The organism is Streptomyces sp. NPDC007991, assembly GCF_042958445.1.
Lineage (GTDB): Bacteria > Actinomycetota > Actinomycetes > Streptomycetales > Streptomycetaceae > Streptomyces.
The window spans coordinates 94,183-112,631 of the sequence record NZ_JBIBJD010000008.1 but is presented as its reverse complement, the minus strand read 5'-3'; the positions used below and the strand labels follow the sequence as shown (position 1 = coordinate 112,631).

Here is an 18,449-nt window from a genome sequence, read left to right as displayed (position 1 = left end):
GTGCTCGGTACGTACGCACCGGCCCGCGTACTCAAAGCCTTCATACTCCTCACGCCTTCACCAGCCCCTGCTGCGCGGCACCGCCCAGGGCCAGGTACACGTCCTCCAGGCTCGGCGTGGCCAGCGTGAAGTCGTCCAGGGCGGCGAAGGCGGCTCCTCCGGTGACGGTGGCGACGACCGCCCTGGCCTCCTCGGGCCCGAGCCGGAGCGTCCACAGGCGGCCCGACTCCACGACCCGGTCCCGCAGCGCGGCCACCTCGGGGACGTGTACCGGCGCCGTGTCCCGCCACACCAGGTCCACCCGCACCTCACCGGCGACCTGCTCCTTGAGCCCGGCCGGGGTGTCGCAGGCGATCACCCGTCCACGGTCGAGGACCGCCACCCGGTCCAGCACGGTCTCTGCCTCGATGACGTTGTGGGTGACGAGCAGCACGGTCGTCCCGCGCTCGGCCCGCCGCCGGTCGACGGCGGACCACACGGCCCGCCGCGCCACCGGGTCCATGCCGGTGGTCGGCTCGTCGAGCACGAGCAGCGGCCGCTCCCCCACCAGCGCCGCGGCGAAGCACGCCAGGCGCCGCTGGCCCCCGGAAAGCTTCTTCAGCGGCCGCCCGGCGAGGGGCGCGAGCCCCAGCTCGTCGAGGACGTCGTCCCGCTCGGCCCGGGCCCGCCGGACGTCCAGGCCGCGCAGCCGCCCGGTGGTCTCGGCGGCGAGCGACACGGTCAGCTCGTCGAGGGCGGTCGACTCCTGACCGAGGTAGGCGAGGATGCGCGCGGCCCGCTCCGGGTGGCGCACGATGTCGTGCCCGAGGATCTCCACGCTGCCGCGGTCGGGCCGCATCAGCCCGGTGAGCTGCCGTACGAGGGTGGACTTGCCGGCGCCGTTCGGCCCGAGCAGGCCGAAGATCTCGCCGCGCCGGATGTCCAGCGTCACGTCGTCCGTGGCACGGACCTCGGGTGTTCCGGGCGCGCCGCGCCGGCCGCGGACGGCCGGGTAGGTCTTGGTCAGCCCGCGCACCGCGCACACGATGTCACCACCGTGCCGAAATGCCTGTGCCGCGCGCTTACTCACAAGCAACGAGACTACGGGGTCGACAGCCCCGGTCCGCTCTCGGGTCGGTCCACAACGGGAAATCCGTCGGCAAAGTCCTCATTCGCCGACGGGGGCGTGCTCCACTCCCGTGCGCACGCCGATCTCCTTCCAGAAGCCGGCCCGGATGGCGTACCGGTCGCGCTCGTCGATCTGGTCGTCCTTGTGGGCGAGCAGGCCGAAGCGGGCGGCGTAGCGCAGCAGCTCCCCGTCGACGCGGTGCGGGATGCGCGGGTACATCCCGGACAGCTTCTGCAGGTGGCTCTGGTCGCCGAGGCGCTCGACCCAGCGCCGGGCGAAGACCTGCCCGACCTCGTAGGGGTCGCCGCCGACGGTGGTGATGTCCTCCTCGCGGTCGGCCCACCGCTGCTCGGCCGTGGTCAGCTGGGCGAGCGTCGGCATCAGGGCGGCCTCGGGGGGCTCGGCCGTGGGCCGGTCGACCCAGCCCTTGTCGGAGGACCAGCGGAGAGTGGCGGAGGCGGGCTGCTGGGCGGACTGGGGGCCGGGGGCGCGCAGGGCGGCCAGGTCTTTGGGCGTGGGGACGCCTTTGGCGGCGGGCGCCCGTTCCTCCGCGCCGTTGTGCCCGGGGCCGGCCGCGGGGTGCTGCGGCTGTGGGGCGGGGCGCTCGGCCGCGGCGGCGAGCGCGGACTCGGGCAGCGGGGCGGAGAGGATCGCGGCGATCTCGGGCCGGGGCGCCGGCTGCGGGGCGCACACGGCGGTGTGCTCCTTGGCGCGGACGGCCTTGGTGATCCAGGTCCGGTCCAGGACGCGCCGCTCGTCGGCCTCGGCGACCAGGTCCTCGGACTGGTTGTAGTCGCCGTCGGCGGCCTGCACGGCCCACAGGTGGACGGCGACGCCGTGCTCCTTGGCGGCCATCATGCCGGGCAGCAGATCGCCGTCCCCGGTGACGAGGACGACGTCGGAGCAGGCGCGGTTGCGGGCCAGCTCGGTGAGCTCGGCGTGCATCGCGGCGTCCACGCCCTTCTGCGCCCAGCGGCCGTCGCTGCGGGTCAGGGCGCCCAGCCGGACGGTGACCCGGGGCATCACGCGCAGCCTGCGGTGCTCGGGCTGCGGGACGCGGTCGGGGGCGCCGTCGAACCAGTAGATCCGCAGCAGCGGCTGCTCCGTGTCCGACTCGGCGCGTTCGCGCAGGCCCTGGATGAGGGCGGTGTGGTCGACGGTGATCCGGGATCGTGAGGGCTCCCCGGCGAGGAGACTCGCCGCCGCCCCCAGCAGATACCCCGCGTCCACCAGGACGATGCAGCGGTCCACACGACTCACCCTCTTCCCGGGAGGTTTGCTTCGGGCTTGCTTCGAGTCTGCCCGACGGCGCGGAGGTTAACGGCCGGAACTCGATCTTCGGCGTGGCGTTTCGCGCCGGCCTGCTCCGACTGCCCCTGTCACGCAGGGTAATTGTCCGACATGCGATCGTTGTCGGCCTGTGTGAATCTGGTCCCGGCCCTGGCCCCTAGATCCCCCACAGGAGGCATCACCATGGCCAAGAACAAGAACCGTGACCGTAAGCAGCAGCGTCCGACCGAGCGCGGGCAGCGGGCGGACCGCCGCCCCGCGGCCGAGGCGGAGCCCCAGCCCGAGGTCGAGCTGACCCCCGGCGACGTGGCGTCCCGCAAGCGGAAGCGCAGCTTCGGCCACAACTGACATCCGCGGAACGGGTTGTTGAGACCCACGCACCTACGTGAGGGGCGTACCAGGTACCGGGTACGCCCCTCACGCGCGTCAAGAGCCGTGCGCGGCCTCCGTCAGCCCGCCAGGCAGGACGGCCCGAGCAGCACCTTCAGATCGCCGAAGAGCGCCGGGTCGGGCTTCACCCGGTGCCGGTCCAGGCGCAGCACGGTCGTCTTGGTCGGTCCCTGGAGCTTGATCCGGACCTCGCTGTCGCCCTTGTGGTGACTGAGGACCTCGCCGAGGCGGCTGACCAGCGGCGGGGTGACCCGGGTGGCCGGGATGGTGAGGATCACGGGCGCGTTGGTGCCCGCGTTCGACAGGTCGGGGACCTGCAACTCCATCGCGACCAGCCGCGGCACGTCCTCGCGCTTGTCGAGGCGGCCCTTGACGAACACCACGGCGTCCTCGACGAGTTGGGTCGAGACGAGCTGGTACGTGGCGGGGAAGAACATGCACTCGATCGAGCCGGCGAGGTCCTCGACGGTGGCGATGGCCCAGGCGTTGCCCTGCTTGGTCATCTTGCGCTGGAGGCCGGAGATGATGCCGCCGATGGTGACGACCGCGCCGTCGGAGTGCTCCCCGCCGGTCAGCTGGGAGATGCCCGCGTCTGCCTTGTCGGACAGGATGTGCTCCAGGCCGAACAGCGGGTGGTCGGAGACGTACAGACCGAGCATCTCCCGCTCCTGGGCGAGCAGATAGGTCTTGTCCCACTCCTCGGTGGTGAACTCCACGTCGAGCCCGAAGCCGGGCTCGCTGGTCTCGGCCTCGCCCATGCCGCCGAAGAGGTCGAACTGCCCCTCGGCCTCCTTGCGCTTGACCGCGACCACGTTGTCGATCATCGGCTCGTAGTGCGCGGTGAGGCCCTTGCGGGTGTGCCCCATGGCGTCGAAGGCGCCGGCCTTGATCAGTGATTCGGTGGTGCGCTTGTTGCAGACCACCGCCTCCACCTTGTCGAGGTAGTCCGGGAAGGAGACGTACTTCCCCTTGGCCTTGCGGCACCTGATGATCGACTCGACGACGTTCGTACCGACGTTGCGGACGGCGGAGAGGCCGAAGAGGATCACGTCGTCGCCCTGGGCCGCGAAGTTGGACATCGACTCGTTGACGTCCGGCGGGAGCACCTTGATGCCCATGCGGCGGCACTCGTTGAGGTAGACGGCCGACTTGTCCTTGTCGTCCTTCACGGACGTCAGGAGCGCGGCCATGTACTCGGCGGGGTGGTTCGCCTTGAGGTACGCCGTCCAGTACGAGACGAGTCCGTACGCGGCGGAGTGCGCCTTGTTGAAGGCGTAGCCGGCGAAGGGGACCAGCACGTCCCACAGCGCCTGGATGGCCTCGTCGCTGTAGCCCTTCTTGCGGGCGCCCTCCTGGAACAGCACGAAGTTCTTCGCCAGTTCCTCGGGCTTCTTCTTGCCCATCACGCGACGGAGGATGTCGGCTTCGCCGAGCGAGTAGCCGGCGATGATCTGCGCGGCCTTCTGCACCTGCTCCTGGTAGACGATCAGGCCGTGGGTGACGTCCAGGACCTCCCTGAGCGGCTCCTCCAGCTCGGGGTGGATCGGCGTGATCTCCTGCTGGCCGTTCTTGCGCAGCGCGTAGTTCGTGTGGGAGTTCATGCCCATCGGGCCCGGGCGGTACAGGGCCGACACGGCGGAGATGTCTTCGAAGTTGTCCGGCTTCATCAGCCGGAGCAGGGAGCGCATGGGGCCGCCGTCGAACTGGAAGACGCCGAGGGTGTCGCCGCGCTGGAGCAGTTCGAAGGTCGTGGGGTCGTCGAGCGGGAGGCTCAGGAGATCGATGTCGATCCCCTTGTTGGACTTCACCATCTTGACGGCGTCGTCCATGATCGTCAGGTTGCGCAGGCCCAGGAAGTCCATCTTCAGCAGGCCGAGCGACTCACAGCTCGGGTAGTCCCACTGCGTGATGGTCACGCCGTCGGTGTGCCTGACCCAGACCGGGACGTGGTCGGTGATGGTCTCGCTGGACATGATCACGCCGGCGGCGTGCACGCCCATCTGCCGGACCAGGCCCTCGACGCCCTTGGCGGTGTCGATGACCTTCTTCACGTCCGGCTCGTTCTCGTACATCGCCCGGATCTCGCCCGCCTCGGAGTAGCGGGGGTGCTCGGGGTTGGTGATGCCGTCGAGGTTGATGCCCTTGCCCAGGACGTCGGCGGGCATGGCCTTGGTGAGGCGGTCGCCCATCGCGTACGGGTAGCCCAGCACGCGCGCGGAGTCCTTGATCGCGTTCTTGGCCTTGATGGTGCCGTACGTGCCGATCATGGCGACCTTGTCGGCGCCGTACTTCTCCGTCACGTAGCGGATCACCTCGACGCGCCGGCGCTCGTCGAAGTCGATGTCGACATCGGGCATGGAGATGCGCTCGGGGTTGAGGAACCGCTCGAAGATCAGGCCGTGCGGGATGGGGTCGAGGTCGGTGATGCCGAGGGCGTAGGCGACGATCGAGCCGGCCGCGGAGCCCCGTCCGGGGCCGACCGCGATGCCCTGCTTCTTGGCCCACATGATGAAGTCGGCGACCACGAGGAAGTAGCCCGGGAAGCCCATCGAGATGATGGTGTCCATCTCGTACTCGACCTGCTTCATGCGGTCGTCCGGGATGCCGTCGGGGAAGCGGCGGTGCATGCCGCGGATGACTTCCTCGCGGAACCAGCTGACCTCCGTGTACCCCTCCGGGATGTCGAACTTGGGCATGAGGTCGCGCTTTTCGAACATGCCCGTGGTGTCGACCATCTCGGCGATCAGCCGGGTGTTGGCGCAGCCCTCCTGCCAGGCGTCCGAGGAGTCGATGGCGTACATCTCGTCCGTGGACTTCAGGTAGTAGCCGGTGCCGTCGAACTTGAAGCGGTCGGGGTCGGAGAGGTTCTTGCCGGTCTGGATGCACAGCAGCGCGTCGTGGGCGCTCGCCTCGTGCGCGTACGTGTAGTGCGAGTCGTTGGTGACCAGCGGGGGGATGCCGAGCTTCTTGCCGATCTCCAGCAGACCGTCGCGGACGCGGTGCTCGATCTCGATGCCGTGGTCCATCAGCTCCAGGAAGTAGCGGTCCTTGCCGAAGATGTCCTGGTAGTCGGCGGCGGCCTTGAGGGCCTCGTCGAAGTGGCCGAGGCGCAGCCGGGTCTGGACCTCGCCGGAAGGGCAGCCGGTGGAGGCGACGATCCCCTCCGACCACTGGGCGATGGTCTCCTTGTCCATCCGGGGCCACTTCTGGAGCCAGCCCTCGGCGTACGCGTCCGAGGAGAGGCGGAAGAGGTTGTGCAGGCCGGTCCTGTTCACCGCCCACATCGTCTTGTGGGTGTAACCACCGGAACCGGAGACGTCGTCCCGCTTCTGGTGCGGCTGGCCCCACTGGATCTTGCGCTTGTTGCGGCGCGACTCGGGCGCGACGTACGCCTCGATGCCGATGATCGGGGTGACCCCGGCCTTCTGCGCGGAGTGGAAGAAGTCGTACGCCCCGTGGAGGTTGCCGTGGTCGGACATGGCGATGTGCGACATGCCCATCTCGTTGCACGCGTTGAACATGTCCTTCAGCCGCGCGGCACCGTCCAGCAGCGAGTACTGGGTGTGGACGTGCAGGTGCGTGAACGGCGGCTTTGACACGGCTGCGGCCTCCAGGGAAAACATACGTCGAATGGGGCCCGACAGGCTGCGGACAGTCTGGGGGACAGCGTCGAAGTCTATGCCTCGGCACTGACACTGCGAGGCCTGACCCGCGTACCTTCATGCGAGGGTCGCGGGCACTCCCGCAGACCACCGCACGTTAGCCGGAGGGCGGACCTGCCGCCCCGAGACGTACGCACCAGGAGGCACCCAGCGATGTCGTTCCCGCAGCTCGACGACGAGCACCGCGGCGAGGAGATCCTCGCCGTCTTCGACACCGCCTTCGGCGAGCTCCTGGCCGCCGACCCGGCCGCGTTCCGCGTGAAGTTCCGGAAGATGGCGGCCTCGGCCTTCGCCTTCTACCGGGGCACGGCGTGCCTCTTCTACCACGATCTCGACGAGGAGAACGCCGGGCACGGCGGCGGGAAGGCACTCAGCGGGCCGTTCCTGGACGAGCGCACCTCGCGCGTGTGGATCCACGGCGACCTGCACGCGGAGAACTTCGGCACGTACATGGACGCCACCGGCCGTCTGATCTTCAACGTCAACGACTTCGACGAGGCCTACGTCGGCCCCTTCACCTGGGACCTGAAGCGCTTCGCCGCCTCCATCGCCCTCATCGGGTACGCGAAGGCGCTCAGCGACGAGCAGATCTCCGAGCTGGTGACGATCTACGCGGTCGCCTACCGCGAGCGGATCCACGCCCTGGCCACGGGCGCCAAGAGCGACGAGGTGCCGCCGTTCACGCTGGACACCGCGCAGGGCCCGCTGCTGGACGCGCTGCGTGACGCCCGGTCGCTGACCCGCTTCGGGCTGCTGGATTCGATGACGGAGATCCGCGACTTCGAGCGCCGCTTCGCGTCCGGGGGCGGCTCCGTCGAGCTGGACGCGGCCACGCGCTACAAGGTCCTCGCCGCCTTCGACGGCTATCTGGAGACGCTCCCGGACAGCTCGCTGGCCCGCCCGGACTCCTACCGCGTGAAGGACGTCGTCGGCCGGCGCGGCATCGGCATCGGCTCGGCGGGGCTGCCGTCGTACAACATCCTGCTGGAGGGCCACAGCGACGCCCTGGAGAACGATGTGGTGATCTACATCAAGCAGGCCCAGACCCCGGCCGTCTCCCGGCACATCACGGACCAGGCGATCCGCGGCTACTTCCAGCACGAGGGGCACCGCACGGTCATCTCCCAGCGCGCCCTCCAGGCGCACGCCGACCCGTGGCTGGGCTGGACGGAGCTGGACGGCGCGGGCCAGCTGGTCGCCGAGGTCTCGCCGTACGCGGTGGATCTCGACTGGGGCGACATCGACGACGCGGAGGAGATCGCCCAGGTGGTGGCCGACCTCGGCCGGGCCACGGCCACGATGCACTCGGCGGCGGACGACCAGTCCGGTGAGTCCCTGGTGCCGTTCTCCACGGAGCGGGCCATCGACGCGGCGATCGCGGCGGACGAGGAGGGCTTCGCGCCGCTCCTGATCGACTTCGCGCACAGCTACGGCGCACGCGCGCGTGCCGACCACCAGACCTTCGTGGACCTGTTCCGCAACGGCCGGATCCCGGGTCTGTAAGGACCCCCTGAGCCGGGGCTTTGGCTGTCGGCTCACTCACAGGCATCCTTTAGGGGTCCCTTACCGGCCCCCGTGACAGACTCTTCTCTCGCTATGGACATATCCGGGATCCAGCTCAGAGCCGTACGCGCGGCGCTGTTCACGGCAGTGGTCGTGACGCTCAGCACCGCGTCGCACGTGCTGCTGTCCCAGGTCCCGCTCCCGATGGGCACGGTGGCGGCGGTCGGCGCCACCGTGTTCGTGATCGCGTACGCCCTGGCGGGCCGCGAGCGCTCCTTCGGACGGATCGCGGCCCTGCTGATCCCGCTGGAACTGGCCGCCGACACGGTGTTCACCACGGGACAGCACGCCTGTTACGGCCGGTCGGGCGGCCCGGTCGCCGGCCCGCTGCGGTCGGTCGGCCTGGACGTGCTGTGCGGGGGCGGCGAGATCGGCACGCCCCTGGCCCGGATGGCCGGGGCCACCGGCACCGACCGGCTCGCCGCCGCGGTGGCGCACGCCGACCCGGCCACCGCCTGGCTGCTGCTCGGCGCACACATCGGCGTGGGACTGGCCGCCGCCGTCTGGCTGCGCCGGGGCGAGCGGGCCCTGGCCCAGCTGCTGCGGGCCGTGGGAGCGACCACGTTCCGGCCGCTGCTGCTGGCGGTCGCCGCGGTGACGGTGACGCGGGCCCCGGCCGGGCGCCGGCTGCCGTCGCGGGCCGCCGACCGCACGCCCACCGCCCGCGAGCGGATCCTCGCCCACTGTCCGGGACGACGTGGACCGCCGTGCTCGCCCGCCTTCGCGTGAGGCACCTTTCGAGCACCGGCAGTCCCCCTTACGTATCCCGCACACGACCTGTGCGCGTCCCCGACGGAGAACATCACCATGAGCAAGCGGAACAGCCAGACGGCGAAGACGGCGGCCCGTGAGCGGCTGCGCGCCGAGCGCGAGCGCGAGGCGAAGCGGGCGAAGGCCAAGCGGCAGATCATCGTCGCCGCCTCCATCGTCGGCGTCCTCGCGATAGCCGGCGGCATCGGCTACGCGGTCGTCCAGGCCAACAAGCCCACGCACTGGGAGGCCCAGAAGGACGCCAAGGTCGTCGCCCCGGCCAACACCACGGGCGCCAAGGGCACCACGGTCGTCATCGGCAAGGAGTCGGCCAAGAAGACCCTGAAGGTCTACGAGGACCCGCGCTGCCCCGTCTGCGCCCAGTTCGAGCAGACCGTCGGTTCGACCGTGAAGAAGGACATCGACGACGGCAAGTTCAAGATGCAGTTCATCGGCGCCACCTTCATCGACAACAAGGACAACGGCGAGGGCTCCAAGAACGCGCTGAGCGCCCTGGGTGCCGCGCTGAACGTCAGCCCGGAGGCGTTCCTCGACTACAAGGCCGCGCTGTACTCGACGAAGTACCACCCGGAAGAGACGACCGACAAGTTCAAGGACGACAGCTACCTCATCAAGGTCGCTGACACCGTCCCGGCGCTGAAGGGCAACAAGAAGTTCCAGGACGCGGTCGAGAAGGGCACCTACGACGCCTGGGCGATGGCCATGTCGAAGACCTTCGACGACAACAAGGACGGCGTCACGGGCACCCCGGGCTTCGTCATGGACGGCAAACAGCTCACCGCCGACAACCAGGGCACGCCGCCGATGACGGTGGCCGACTTCAACAGGGTGGTGGGCGAGGCCCTCAAGAAGTGACGGCGGGTCCGGGACCGGCCACCACGTGAAGAGCGGGCGAACTTCCTTCAGTTCGCCCGCTCTGGTGCATACCGATCAGTAACCTGATCGTCCGTGACCAGTCGATACAGATCATCGAAGCCGTCAGAGGACCTCAACTCCCGCACCCCGCGCCGCCGTACGGTCGTCAAGGCCGCGGCGGCGACCGCTGTCCTGGCCGGGCCGCTGGCAGCGACCCTGCCCGCGCGCGCCGTCGACCAGGCCCCCGCATTCCTGCACGGCGTGGCCTCCGGTGACCCGCTGCCGGACGGCGTCCTGCTGTGGACCCGCGTCACCCCGGTCCCGGAGGCCATACCCGGCTCCGGACTCGGCCCGGACACCGAGGTGAGCTGGACCGTCGCCACGGACCGGACGTTCAGCACCGTCGTCGCCAGGGGCTCCACCACGGCCACGGCCGCCTCCGACCACACCGTGAAGGCCGACATCCGCGGCCTGGAGCCGGGCACCGACTACTGGTTCCGCTTCTCCGCCGGCGGCACCGACTCCCCCGCCGCCCGCACCCGCACCGCCCCGGCGGCCGACGCGGCCGTCACCGGTCTCCGCTTCGGCGTGGTCTCCTGCGCCAACTGGGAGGCCGGCTATTTCTCCCCGTACCGCCACCTCGCGGCCCGCGGCGACCTGGACGCGTGGCTGCACCTGGGCGACTACATCTACGAGTACGGCACCGGCGAGTACGGCACCCGCGACACGGTCGTCCGCCCGCACGCCCCGGCCCACGAGATCGTGACCCTCGCCGACTACCGCGTCCGGCACGGGCGTTACAAGACGGACCCCGACCTCCAGGCGCTGCACGCGGCGGCCCCGGTCGTGGCGATCTGGGACGACCACGAGTTCGCCAACGACGCCTGGTCGGGCGGCGCCGAGAACCACACGGAGGGCGCCGAGGGCACCTGGTCCGCCCGCCAGGCCGCCGCCAAGCAGGCCTACTTCGAGTGGATGCCGGTGCGCCCGGCGATCGCGGGCACCACCTACCGGCGGCTGCGCTTCGGCAAGCTGGCCGACCTCTCGCTGCTGGACCTGCGTTCGTTCCGCTCGCAGCAGGTCAAGGTCGGCAACGGCCAGGTCGACGACCCGGAGCGCACGCTCACCGGCCGCGCCCAGCTCGACTGGCTCAAGGCGGGCCTGAAGGCGTCCGACACCACCTGGCGGGTGGTCGGCAACTCCGTGATGATCTCGCCGTTCGCCATCGGCTCGCTCTCCGCCGACCTGCTGAAGCCGCTGGCCAAGCTGCTGGGCCTGCCGCAGGAGGGGCTCGCCCTCAACACCGACCAGTGGGACGGCTACACCGACGACCGGCGCGAACTCCTCGCCCATCTGCGCGCGCACGCGATCCGCAACACGGTCTTCCTCACCGGCGACATCCACATGGCCTGGGCCAACGACGTGCCGGTGGACGCCGGTACGTATCCGTTGTCCCCGTCGGCCGCCACGGAGTTCGTCGTCACCTCGGTCACCTCCGACAACCTGGACGACCTGGTCAAGGTCCCTCAGGGCACGGTCTCGGCGGTCGCGGCACCCGTCATCCGCGCCGCCAACCGGCACGTCCACTGGGTCGACACCGACCGCCACGGCTTCGGTGTCCTGGACATCACGGCCGAGCGGGCGCAGATGGACTACTACGTGATCTCCGACCGGCGGCAGCGCGACGCGACCGCCACGTGGTCCCGCTCGTACCGCACGCGCAGCGGCACGCAGAAGGTCGAACGGACCTACGACCCGGTCTGAAGCGTTTCGAGGAAGCCGAGCGCCACCCGCCAGGTGGCCTCGGCGGCCTCCTCGTCGTAGTCCGGCAGGTCGGGGTCGGTGTAGAGGTGACCCGCCCCCGCGTAGCGGTACACCTCGACGTCCGCGCCGGTCCGGCCCATCTGGAGGTACCAGGCGCTGAGCCAGTCGTCCGTCTCGAACGGGTCGGGCTCCGCCACATGCAGCTGGACCGGCAGGTCGTCCGCCGTGACGCCCGGCGCGATGTCCGACGTGCCGTGCAGGAGCAGCAGCCCGCGCGCCTTGTCGTCGCCGAGGGCGAGGGTCTGGGCGATGGAGGCGCCGAGCGAGAACCCGGCGTACACCAGCCCGCGCTCCGAGTAGGGCGCGGCGGCCAGCACGGCCCGCTTCAGCAGCTCGTCCTTGCCGATCTTCTCGTTGTGCTCCATGCCCTCCTCGACCGAGTCGAACGTGCGTCCCTCGAAGAGGTCGGGCGTCCACACCTCGTGTCCGGCCGCGCGCAGCCGGTCGGCGGCCTGGAGCACCGCGGGCCGCAGCCCCTGGGTCGAGTGAAAGAGCATGATGTTCATGAGCCCATGGTGCCAGCCGGGTGTGACAGCCCGGGATCACGGCATTACCCAGGACGCCGCCGAAGTCACATGTTCAGGTGCCCCGCGAGCCGGTTAGGTTCGGGGGCATGGAAAACCTGCTGCGACCGCTGATCGTGGTCGGTGGCTCGGTCGTGCTCACGCTGGTGATCGGCTGGGCCACCGACTTCCTGCTGCGCAAGGCCGACGAACGCCACCACGAGACCCCGCTGTGGGGGCTGCTCCGCCGCGGCCGCATCCCCTACCAGCTCGTGCTGCTCGCGGCCCTGCTGAGAGGGTCGTACGACGAGGCACAGCTGCTGGAGAGCCGCAGGGAGGGCATCGGCCAGACGCTGACGCTGGTACTGATCGGGTCGACCGCCTGGCTGGTGATCCGGATCGCGTCGGCGATCGTCGAGACGTCGTACAGCCGGTATGCCCATTCCCGGGCCCAGCGGGACCCGGCCAGGGTCCGCCGGGTGCGCACCCAGGTGACGCTCATCATGCGGGTGGTGTCGGCGATCGTCGGCGTGGTGGCCGCGGCGAGCATGCTGCTGACGTTCCCGGCGTTCCGCGCGGCGGGGGCCTCGCTGCTGGCCTCGGCCGGCATCCTCGGCATCGTCGCCGGTGTCGCCGCGCAGTCCACGCTGAGCAACATGTTCGCGGGGTTCCAGATCGCCTTCGGCGACATGGTGCGCATCGGGGACACCGTCGTCGTGGACGGCGAGTGGGGCACGGTCGAGGAGATCACCCTGACGTTCCTGACGGTGCGCACCTGGGACGAGCGGCGGATCACCATGCCGGTGTCGTACTTCACGTCCAAGCCGTTCGAGAACTGGTCGCGCGGCACGCCGCAGATGACCGGCACCGTGTTCTGGCACGTCGACCACACGGCCCCTGTGGACGCGATGCGCGAGAAGCTCCGCGACATCCTGCGCGAGTGCCCGGCCTGGGACGGCCGCGCCTACAACCTGTGCGTCACGGACACCACCCCGAACACCATGCAGGTGCGGGCCCTGGTGACCGCCAAGGACGCGGACGACATCTGGACGGTGCGGGTCACGGTCCGCGAGCAGATGATCCACTGGCTCACCGCGGAGCACCCCTACGCCCTGCCCCGGGTCAACACGGCGGACGCGACCCCGCCCCCGTCCCACAACGGCGTGCCACACCAGCAGCGCCGCTACCACGGCTCTGCGAGGCCGGAGCGCTGAGGCAGGAGTCCTGGAAACCCGTCAGCCTCCGACGGCGAGCGTCCCCACGAAAAACCAGGACCCCTGGGCCGACAGCTACGGGCGTCGCGCGGGCGGGGAACAAACCGAACAGCAACCCCCACCCACGGAAAGCCGGACCGTAAACGTCACCGCATGGACCGCACATCAAGATGCCGCAGCACCCGGTCCACCACCTCGGGATCCGCCCCCGGCTCACTCCGCGCCGCCAGCACCTCATGCCGCGCAGCGCTCAGCATCTCCTGCTGGATCCGCCGCACCCGCTTCAGCCGCCGGGCCCGCTCCCGATAGGCCTCACGCCGCTCGTCCTCGGCCACCGCGGGACTGATCCGCACCGCGATGTCGAACGCCCGCCGCACCATCTGCTCGGACAGCTCCTCCGGCAGCTCCTCGGTCTCCTCGATCTCCCGGAGCCTGCGCTTGGCCGCCTTGGACGCCCGGATCGCCAGCGCCTTCGCGAACTCCTTCTCGACGTCCGTGTCGGCCCGCACGCCCAGCCGCCGCACCAGCCACGGCAAGGTCAGCCCCTGCACCACCAGCGTCACCACGATCACCCCGAACGCGATGAAGATGATCTCGTCCCGGCTGGGGAACGGCGCCCCCGCGTCGGTCTCCAGCGGAATGGCCAGCACCAGCGCGACCGAGGCCACCCCCCGCATCCCCGACCACCACATCACCACGGTCTCGCGCCAGCTCACCGGGATGTCCTCGTCGTAGTCCCGCCGCGCGTGCAGCCGCTTCGTCAGCCAGGTCGCCGGCAGCAGCCACAACAGCCGTACGAGCACGACCACGCAGACGACCACCGCCGCCCAGCCGAGCAACTCGCCCCACCGGCCGGACGCCGTGTGGATCGCGTTGTGCAGTTCCAGTCCGACCAGCCCGAACGCCACACCGGTGACGAGCGTGTCGACGATGTTCCAGAACGTGTGCCCGGCCAGCCGCGTCATGACGTCGTCGGCATCGGAGCCGTACTCCGCGAGGAACAGCGCGGTGGTGAGCACGGCGAGCACCCCGGACCCGTGCATCTCCTCGGCCAGGACGTACGAGGCGTACGGCACCAGCAGGGTCAGCCCGATCTGGAGGGTCGCGTCCCCGAGCAGTTCCATCAGCTTGTTCGCGCCCCAGCCCAGCGCGAGGCCCACGGCCAACGCCACCACGGCCGACAGCACGAGATCGAGCCCGGCCTTCCAGGGGGAGAACGTCCCGCTGACGGCGGCGGCGATCGCCACGTGGTAGAGGACGATGGCCGTCACGTCGTTGAACAGCCCCTCGCCCTCCAGGATCGACACCAGCCGCCGCGGCAGCCCCAGTTGCCCGGCGACGGCGGTCGCCGCGACCGGGTCCGGCGGCGCGACCAGCGCGCCGAGCGCGAACGCCGCGGCCAGCGGCAGCCCCGGCACGATCGCGTTGGCCGCGGCGGCCACACAGGCCATGGTGACGAACACCAGCGCCACGGCCAGCAGGAAGATCGGCCTCTTGTTGGCCGCGAACTGCCGCCAGGACGTGCGCCGTACGGCGGCGTACAGCAGCGGCGGCAACAGCAGCGGCAGGATCAAATCCGGCGGGATCTCGACGTTCGGTACGAAGTCGAGCAGCGCGAGGACTATGCCCAGCAGCGTCATCAGCACCGGCGCGGGCACGCTGAACCGGTCCCCGACCGGGACGCTGATCACGGCCCCGAGCAGCAGCACGAACAGCAGGGCCAACTGATCCACGGTCAGCGCTCCGGAAGGTCAAACGTTCACACGACTGACCTCAAGCCTGCCACGCAACTCCGGGGACAAACCGTTTCGGCATCCGTCATGACGGGCCAAAGCGAACGCCGCGTCCTCGCTGGAGCGAACGCCGCATGCCCACTAGAGCGAACGCCGCATGCCCTGGTGTGGAATGCCCGCTTCCACGTACTCCGGCCCGTACGGCTCGTAGCCGAGCCGCTCGTAGAAGCCCAGCGCGTGCGTCTGCGCGTGCAGGTCCACGGCCGCGAGACCACGCGCGCGTGCCGCGTCCTCGACGGCCCGCACCAGAGCGGCGCCGACACCGAGTCCGCGCGCGTGGGCGGCCACGGCGAGCCGGCCGAGAGAGCCCACGGACGGGTCGGCTCCGGTCTGCGCCACGGCCGCCTCCCCGAGCAACAGCCGCCCCGTCCCGAGCGGCACGCCGTCCTCACGGACCGCCAGCACATGGACGGCCCCCGGGTCGTACGCGTCGTACTCGATGTCCTCCGGCACGCCCTGCTCGCCGACGAACACCTCCTTGCGCACCGCGAAGCACGCCTCGCGGTCGGCCGGGCCCTCGGCGACGCGCACCACGTACGAGGGGACGCTCATGCGTAGGTCTCCTCCCGGACCTGGTCCAGGGCCTTCTGCAGGTCCTCCGGGTAGTCGCACGCGAACTCCACCCACTGCCCGTCCCCGGGGTGTTCGAAGCCGAGCCGCACCGCATGAAGCCACTGGCGGGTCAGATGGAGCCGCTTGGCGAGCGTCGGGTCGGCGCCGTACGTCAGGTCGCCGACGCAGGGGTGCCGGTGGGCGGCCATGTGGACGCGGATCTGGTGCGTGCGGCCGGTCTCCAGCTTCACGTCGAGCAGGGACGCCGCGCGGAAGGCCTCGATCAGGTCGTAGTGCGTGACGGACGGCTTGCCCTCGGCGGTGACCGCCCACTTGTAGTCGTGCTGCGGGTGGCGGCCGATGGGGGCGTCGATGGTGCCGCTGGTCGGGTCGGGGTGGCCCTGGACGAGGGTGTGGTACCGCTTGTCGACCGTGCGCTCCTTGAACTGGCGCTTGAGCGACGTGTACGCGTACTCCGACTTGGCGACCACCATCAGCCCGGACGTGCCGACGTCGAGCCGGTGCACGATGCCCTGGCGCTCCGCGGCGCCGGAGGTGGAGATGCGGTACCCGGCGGCGGCCAGGCCTCCGATGACGGTCGGGCCGGTCCAGCCCGGCGACGGGTGCGCGGCCACGCCCACCGGCTTGACGATCACGACCACGTCATCGTCGTCATGCACGATCTCCATGCCCTCGACCGGCTCCGCCACCACCTGCACCGGCGCGGGCGCCTGCGGCATCTCGACCTCCAGCCAGGCGCCGCCGCGCACCCGCTCCGACTTGCCGACCACCGATCCGTCGACCGCGACCTTCCCCGCGGCGGCGAGCTCGGCCGCCTTCGTCCGGGAGAAGCCGAACATGCGGGAGATGGCGGCGTCGACGCGCTCGCCCTCCAGGCCGTCGGGCACGGGCAGGGTACGGATCTCGGGAATCGTGCTCACCCGTCGAGTATGCCGGACGGGTCCGACAGCCCCGTACGGAGCCTGTGGAAAACCCCTCGCGGGCCTCTCGCGGGCCCCCCGGGGGCTCAGTCCTTGTGGACGGTCCCGTCGGGGTCGAGCCCCCGGAACGACAGCAGCACGATCAGGATGCCGCCGCACACGATCGCCGAGTCGGCCAGGTTGAAGACGGCGAAGTGCTTGGGCGCGATGAAGTCCACGACCGCGCCCTCGAACACACCCGGTGCCCGGAAGATCCGGTCGGTGAGGTTGCCCAGCGCACCGCCGAGCAGCAGGCCGAGCGCGATCGCCCAGGGCAGGCTGTAGAGCTTGCGGGCCAGCCGGGCGATCACCACGATCACCGCCGTCGCGATCACGGTGAAGATCACCGTGAAGGCCTCGCCGAAGCCGAAGGCCGCGCCCGCGTTGCGGATCGCCTCGAACTTCAGCCAGTCCCCGATGATCTCGATGGGCGGGTGGTGCTCCAGCTTGGCCACCACGATCATCTTGCTGATCAGGTCGAGGGCGTACGCGAACGTGGCGACCGCGAACAGCACCGCGATCCGGCGCTTGCCCCGGGGCCGCCCGGCCGCCGGCTCGTCCGCGCCGGACGCCCCGGCGGCCGTCGCCTCGTCGGGGCGCTCCCGCCCGTTGCCGGTCGCGTCCGGTGTGTCCGGCGTACCGATGATGCGCTCCGCCTCTGCCACGTGAGTCCCTCAACCTAGGTGCCTGACTGAGGACGAGGGTACGGCACAGGCCGGGCGTCCCACGTGCTCAGGAGGCATTCGGCGGCCGGTCAGTACCGGCGCTCCTGCTTCTGCTTGCACTCCACGCACAGGGTCGCCCGGGGGAAGGCCTGCATGCGGGCCTTGCCGATGGGATTGCCGCAGTTCTCGCACAGGCCGTAGGTGCCCGCGTGCAGGCGTTCCAGGGCGCGCTCGGTCTGGACGAGCATCTCGCGCGCGTTGGCGGCCAGGGCCAGCTCGTGCTCACGGGTGATGTTCTTGGTGCCGGTGTCCGCCTGGTCGTCGCCCGCGCCGTCCCCGGAGTCCCGCATCAGACCGACGAGCGACCGCTCCGACGACGTGATCTCCTCACGCAGCCGGATCTCCTCGGACGTCAGCTCGGCGCGCGCCTCCTCGACCTCCGCCTCCGTCCAGGGGTCCTCGCCCGGGCGGACCGCGAGCTCACCGGGCTCCGCCGCTGCCGCCCGTGCCTTCGGAACAGCGGTCTTGGCCGCCGTCGCCGCGCCAGGAGTCTTCTTCGCACCCACGGTCGTCGCTCCCGTCTGCTGCGCGGCCTTTGCCGCGCCCGCCTTCTTGGCCGTGCTGCTCCCGGCCGTGTCCTGTGTGACCGCGCCGGTCCGGGCTGCGCCCTTCCCGACAGCGCCCTTGGTGGTGCTCTCGCCTCCGGCGCGAACGCCCTCGGCCTCGACGCCCTTCTTCCCGGCACCGGCCTTCTCCGCGGCACCGGCCTTGGCAGCCTTCGCCCTTGCGACAGCAGCCTTCTTCACCGCCGCCTCCTCGGCTACCGCTTTCTTGCCCGGGGCCTTGGCTGCGGTCTCCTTGGCCGCCGCCTTCCTGCCCGGAGCCTTCTTGGCCGGGGCCTTGGCAGCCGTCTTCCCGGACGGAGCCTTCTCGGCCACCGCCTCCCTGCCCGGGACCTTCTTGGCCGCAGCCTTGGCCCCCGTTTCCTCGGCCGCCGCCTTCCTGGACGTAGCCTTCTCGGCCGCAGCCTTGGCCGGGGCCTCCTTGGACGCCGCCTTCCTGGCCGGGGCCTTCTCGACCGCAGCCCCAGCCGCCGCCTCCTTGGACGCCGTCTTCTTGGCCGATGCTCTCTCGCCCGCGGCCTTGCCTGCCGTCTTCTTGCCCGCAGTCCTGCGGACCGCCGTCTTCCGGACCGCCGCCTCCTTGGCAGCCGCCTTCTTCGCCGGCGCCTTCTCGACCGCGGCCTCGACCGCCGTCCTCCTGGCCACCGCTCCCTTGG

Annotated in this window: 15 protein-coding genes; 6 read left to right on the top strand and 9 right to left on the bottom strand. The window is 70.6% G+C overall.

Going from position 1 to position 18,449, the window contains the following annotated elements:
* Positions 1-49 precede the first annotated feature (49 nt).
* A complete protein-coding gene (locus ACFZDA_RS23660; protein WP_391085716.1) occupies positions 50-1,024 on the bottom strand; it encodes an ATP-binding cassette domain-containing protein in 975 nt (324 codons plus the stop codon).
* 123 nt (positions 1,025-1,147) lie between these two features.
* Positions 1,148-2,359 (bottom strand): NYN domain-containing protein, encoded by a 1,212-nt coding sequence (locus ACFZDA_RS23655; RefSeq protein WP_391084925.1) that lies wholly within the window; start codon positions 2,357-2,359, stop codon positions 1,148-1,150.
* A gap of 222 nt (positions 2,360-2,581) precedes the next feature.
* Here ACFZDA_RS23655 and ACFZDA_RS23650 point away from each other — a divergent pair, with 222 nt between their 5' ends.
* Complete coding sequence (locus tag ACFZDA_RS23650; RefSeq protein WP_391084922.1) at positions 2,582-2,746, top strand: hypothetical protein; 165 nt, start codon at positions 2,582-2,584, stop codon at positions 2,744-2,746.
* A gap of 101 nt (positions 2,747-2,847) precedes the next feature.
* Here the strand turns inward: ACFZDA_RS23650 and dnaE are convergent, their stop codons facing one another.
* Complete coding sequence (gene dnaE, locus ACFZDA_RS23645; RefSeq protein WP_391084919.1) at positions 2,848-6,387, bottom strand: DNA polymerase III subunit alpha; 3,540 nt, start codon at positions 6,385-6,387, stop codon at positions 2,848-2,850.
* A gap of 216 nt (positions 6,388-6,603) precedes the next feature.
* Here dnaE and ACFZDA_RS23640 point away from each other — a divergent pair, with 216 nt between their 5' ends.
* The 4 genes from ACFZDA_RS23640 to ACFZDA_RS23625 all read left to right on the top strand — a co-directional run bounded on the left by ACFZDA_RS23640 (position 6,604) and on the right by ACFZDA_RS23625 (position 11,403).
* Positions 6,604-7,953: a DUF2252 family protein gene (locus ACFZDA_RS23640; RefSeq protein ID WP_391084916.1), complete on the top strand. Its 1,350-nt coding sequence runs from the start codon at positions 6,604-6,606 to the stop codon at positions 7,951-7,953.
* A gap of 93 nt (positions 7,954-8,046) precedes the next feature.
* Complete coding sequence (locus tag ACFZDA_RS23635) at positions 8,047-8,742, top strand: hypothetical protein (RefSeq protein WP_391084913.1); 696 nt, start codon at positions 8,047-8,049, stop codon at positions 8,740-8,742.
* A gap of 78 nt (positions 8,743-8,820) precedes the next feature.
* Entirely contained in the window at positions 8,821-9,639 is an 819-nt protein-coding gene (locus ACFZDA_RS23630) for a thioredoxin domain-containing protein (protein WP_391084910.1), read from the top strand.
* Between the two features lie 93 nt (positions 9,640-9,732).
* Entirely contained in the window at positions 9,733-11,403 is a 1,671-nt protein-coding gene (locus tag ACFZDA_RS23625) for an alkaline phosphatase D family protein (RefSeq protein WP_391084907.1), read from the top strand.
* Here the strand turns inward: ACFZDA_RS23625 and ACFZDA_RS23620 are convergent.
* Positions 11,388-11,969, bottom strand: a complete 582-nt coding sequence (locus tag ACFZDA_RS23620) for a dienelactone hydrolase family protein (RefSeq protein ID WP_391084904.1) — start codon at positions 11,967-11,969, stop codon at positions 11,388-11,390. The two genes, ACFZDA_RS23625 and ACFZDA_RS23620, sit on opposite strands and share 16 nt — an antisense overlap.
* Before the next feature lie 107 nt (positions 11,970-12,076).
* Between ACFZDA_RS23620 and ACFZDA_RS23615 the strand changes: the two genes are divergently transcribed.
* Positions 12,077-13,180: a mechanosensitive ion channel domain-containing protein gene (locus ACFZDA_RS23615; RefSeq protein WP_391084900.1), complete on the top strand. Its 1,104-nt coding sequence runs from the start codon at positions 12,077-12,079 to the stop codon at positions 13,178-13,180.
* A gap of 146 nt (positions 13,181-13,326) precedes the next feature.
* Here ACFZDA_RS23615 and ACFZDA_RS23610 read toward each other — a convergent pair whose 3' ends face one another.
* The 5 genes from ACFZDA_RS23610 to ACFZDA_RS23590 form a co-directional block, all read right to left on the bottom strand.
* Positions 13,327-14,913, bottom strand: coding sequence for a Na+/H+ antiporter (locus tag ACFZDA_RS23610; protein WP_391084897.1), 1,587 nt, complete (start codon positions 14,911-14,913; stop codon positions 13,327-13,329).
* A 141-nt stretch (positions 14,914-15,054) separates the two neighbouring features.
* Positions 15,055-15,525, bottom strand: a complete 471-nt coding sequence (locus ACFZDA_RS23605; RefSeq protein ID WP_391084894.1) for a GNAT family N-acetyltransferase — start codon at positions 15,523-15,525, stop codon at positions 15,055-15,057.
* Positions 15,522-16,466: an RluA family pseudouridine synthase gene (locus ACFZDA_RS23600; RefSeq protein WP_391084891.1), complete on the bottom strand. Its 945-nt coding sequence runs from the start codon at positions 16,464-16,466 to the stop codon at positions 15,522-15,524. Before ACFZDA_RS23600 ends, ACFZDA_RS23605 begins: the two co-directional genes overlap by 4 nt.
* Positions 16,467-16,552: 86 nt before the next feature.
* Positions 16,553-17,170 carry a signal peptidase II gene (gene lspA / locus ACFZDA_RS23595; RefSeq protein WP_391084888.1) on the bottom strand — a complete coding sequence of 206 codons (618 nt, stop codon included), beginning with the start codon at positions 17,168-17,170 and terminating at the stop codon, positions 16,553-16,555.
* A gap of 89 nt (positions 17,171-17,259) precedes the next feature.
* Positions 17,260-18,438 carry a TraR/DksA C4-type zinc finger protein gene (locus ACFZDA_RS23590; protein ID WP_391085714.1) on the bottom strand — a complete coding sequence of 393 codons (1,179 nt, stop codon included), beginning with the start codon at positions 18,436-18,438 and terminating at the stop codon, positions 17,260-17,262.
* Positions 18,439-18,449 lie beyond the last annotated feature (11 nt).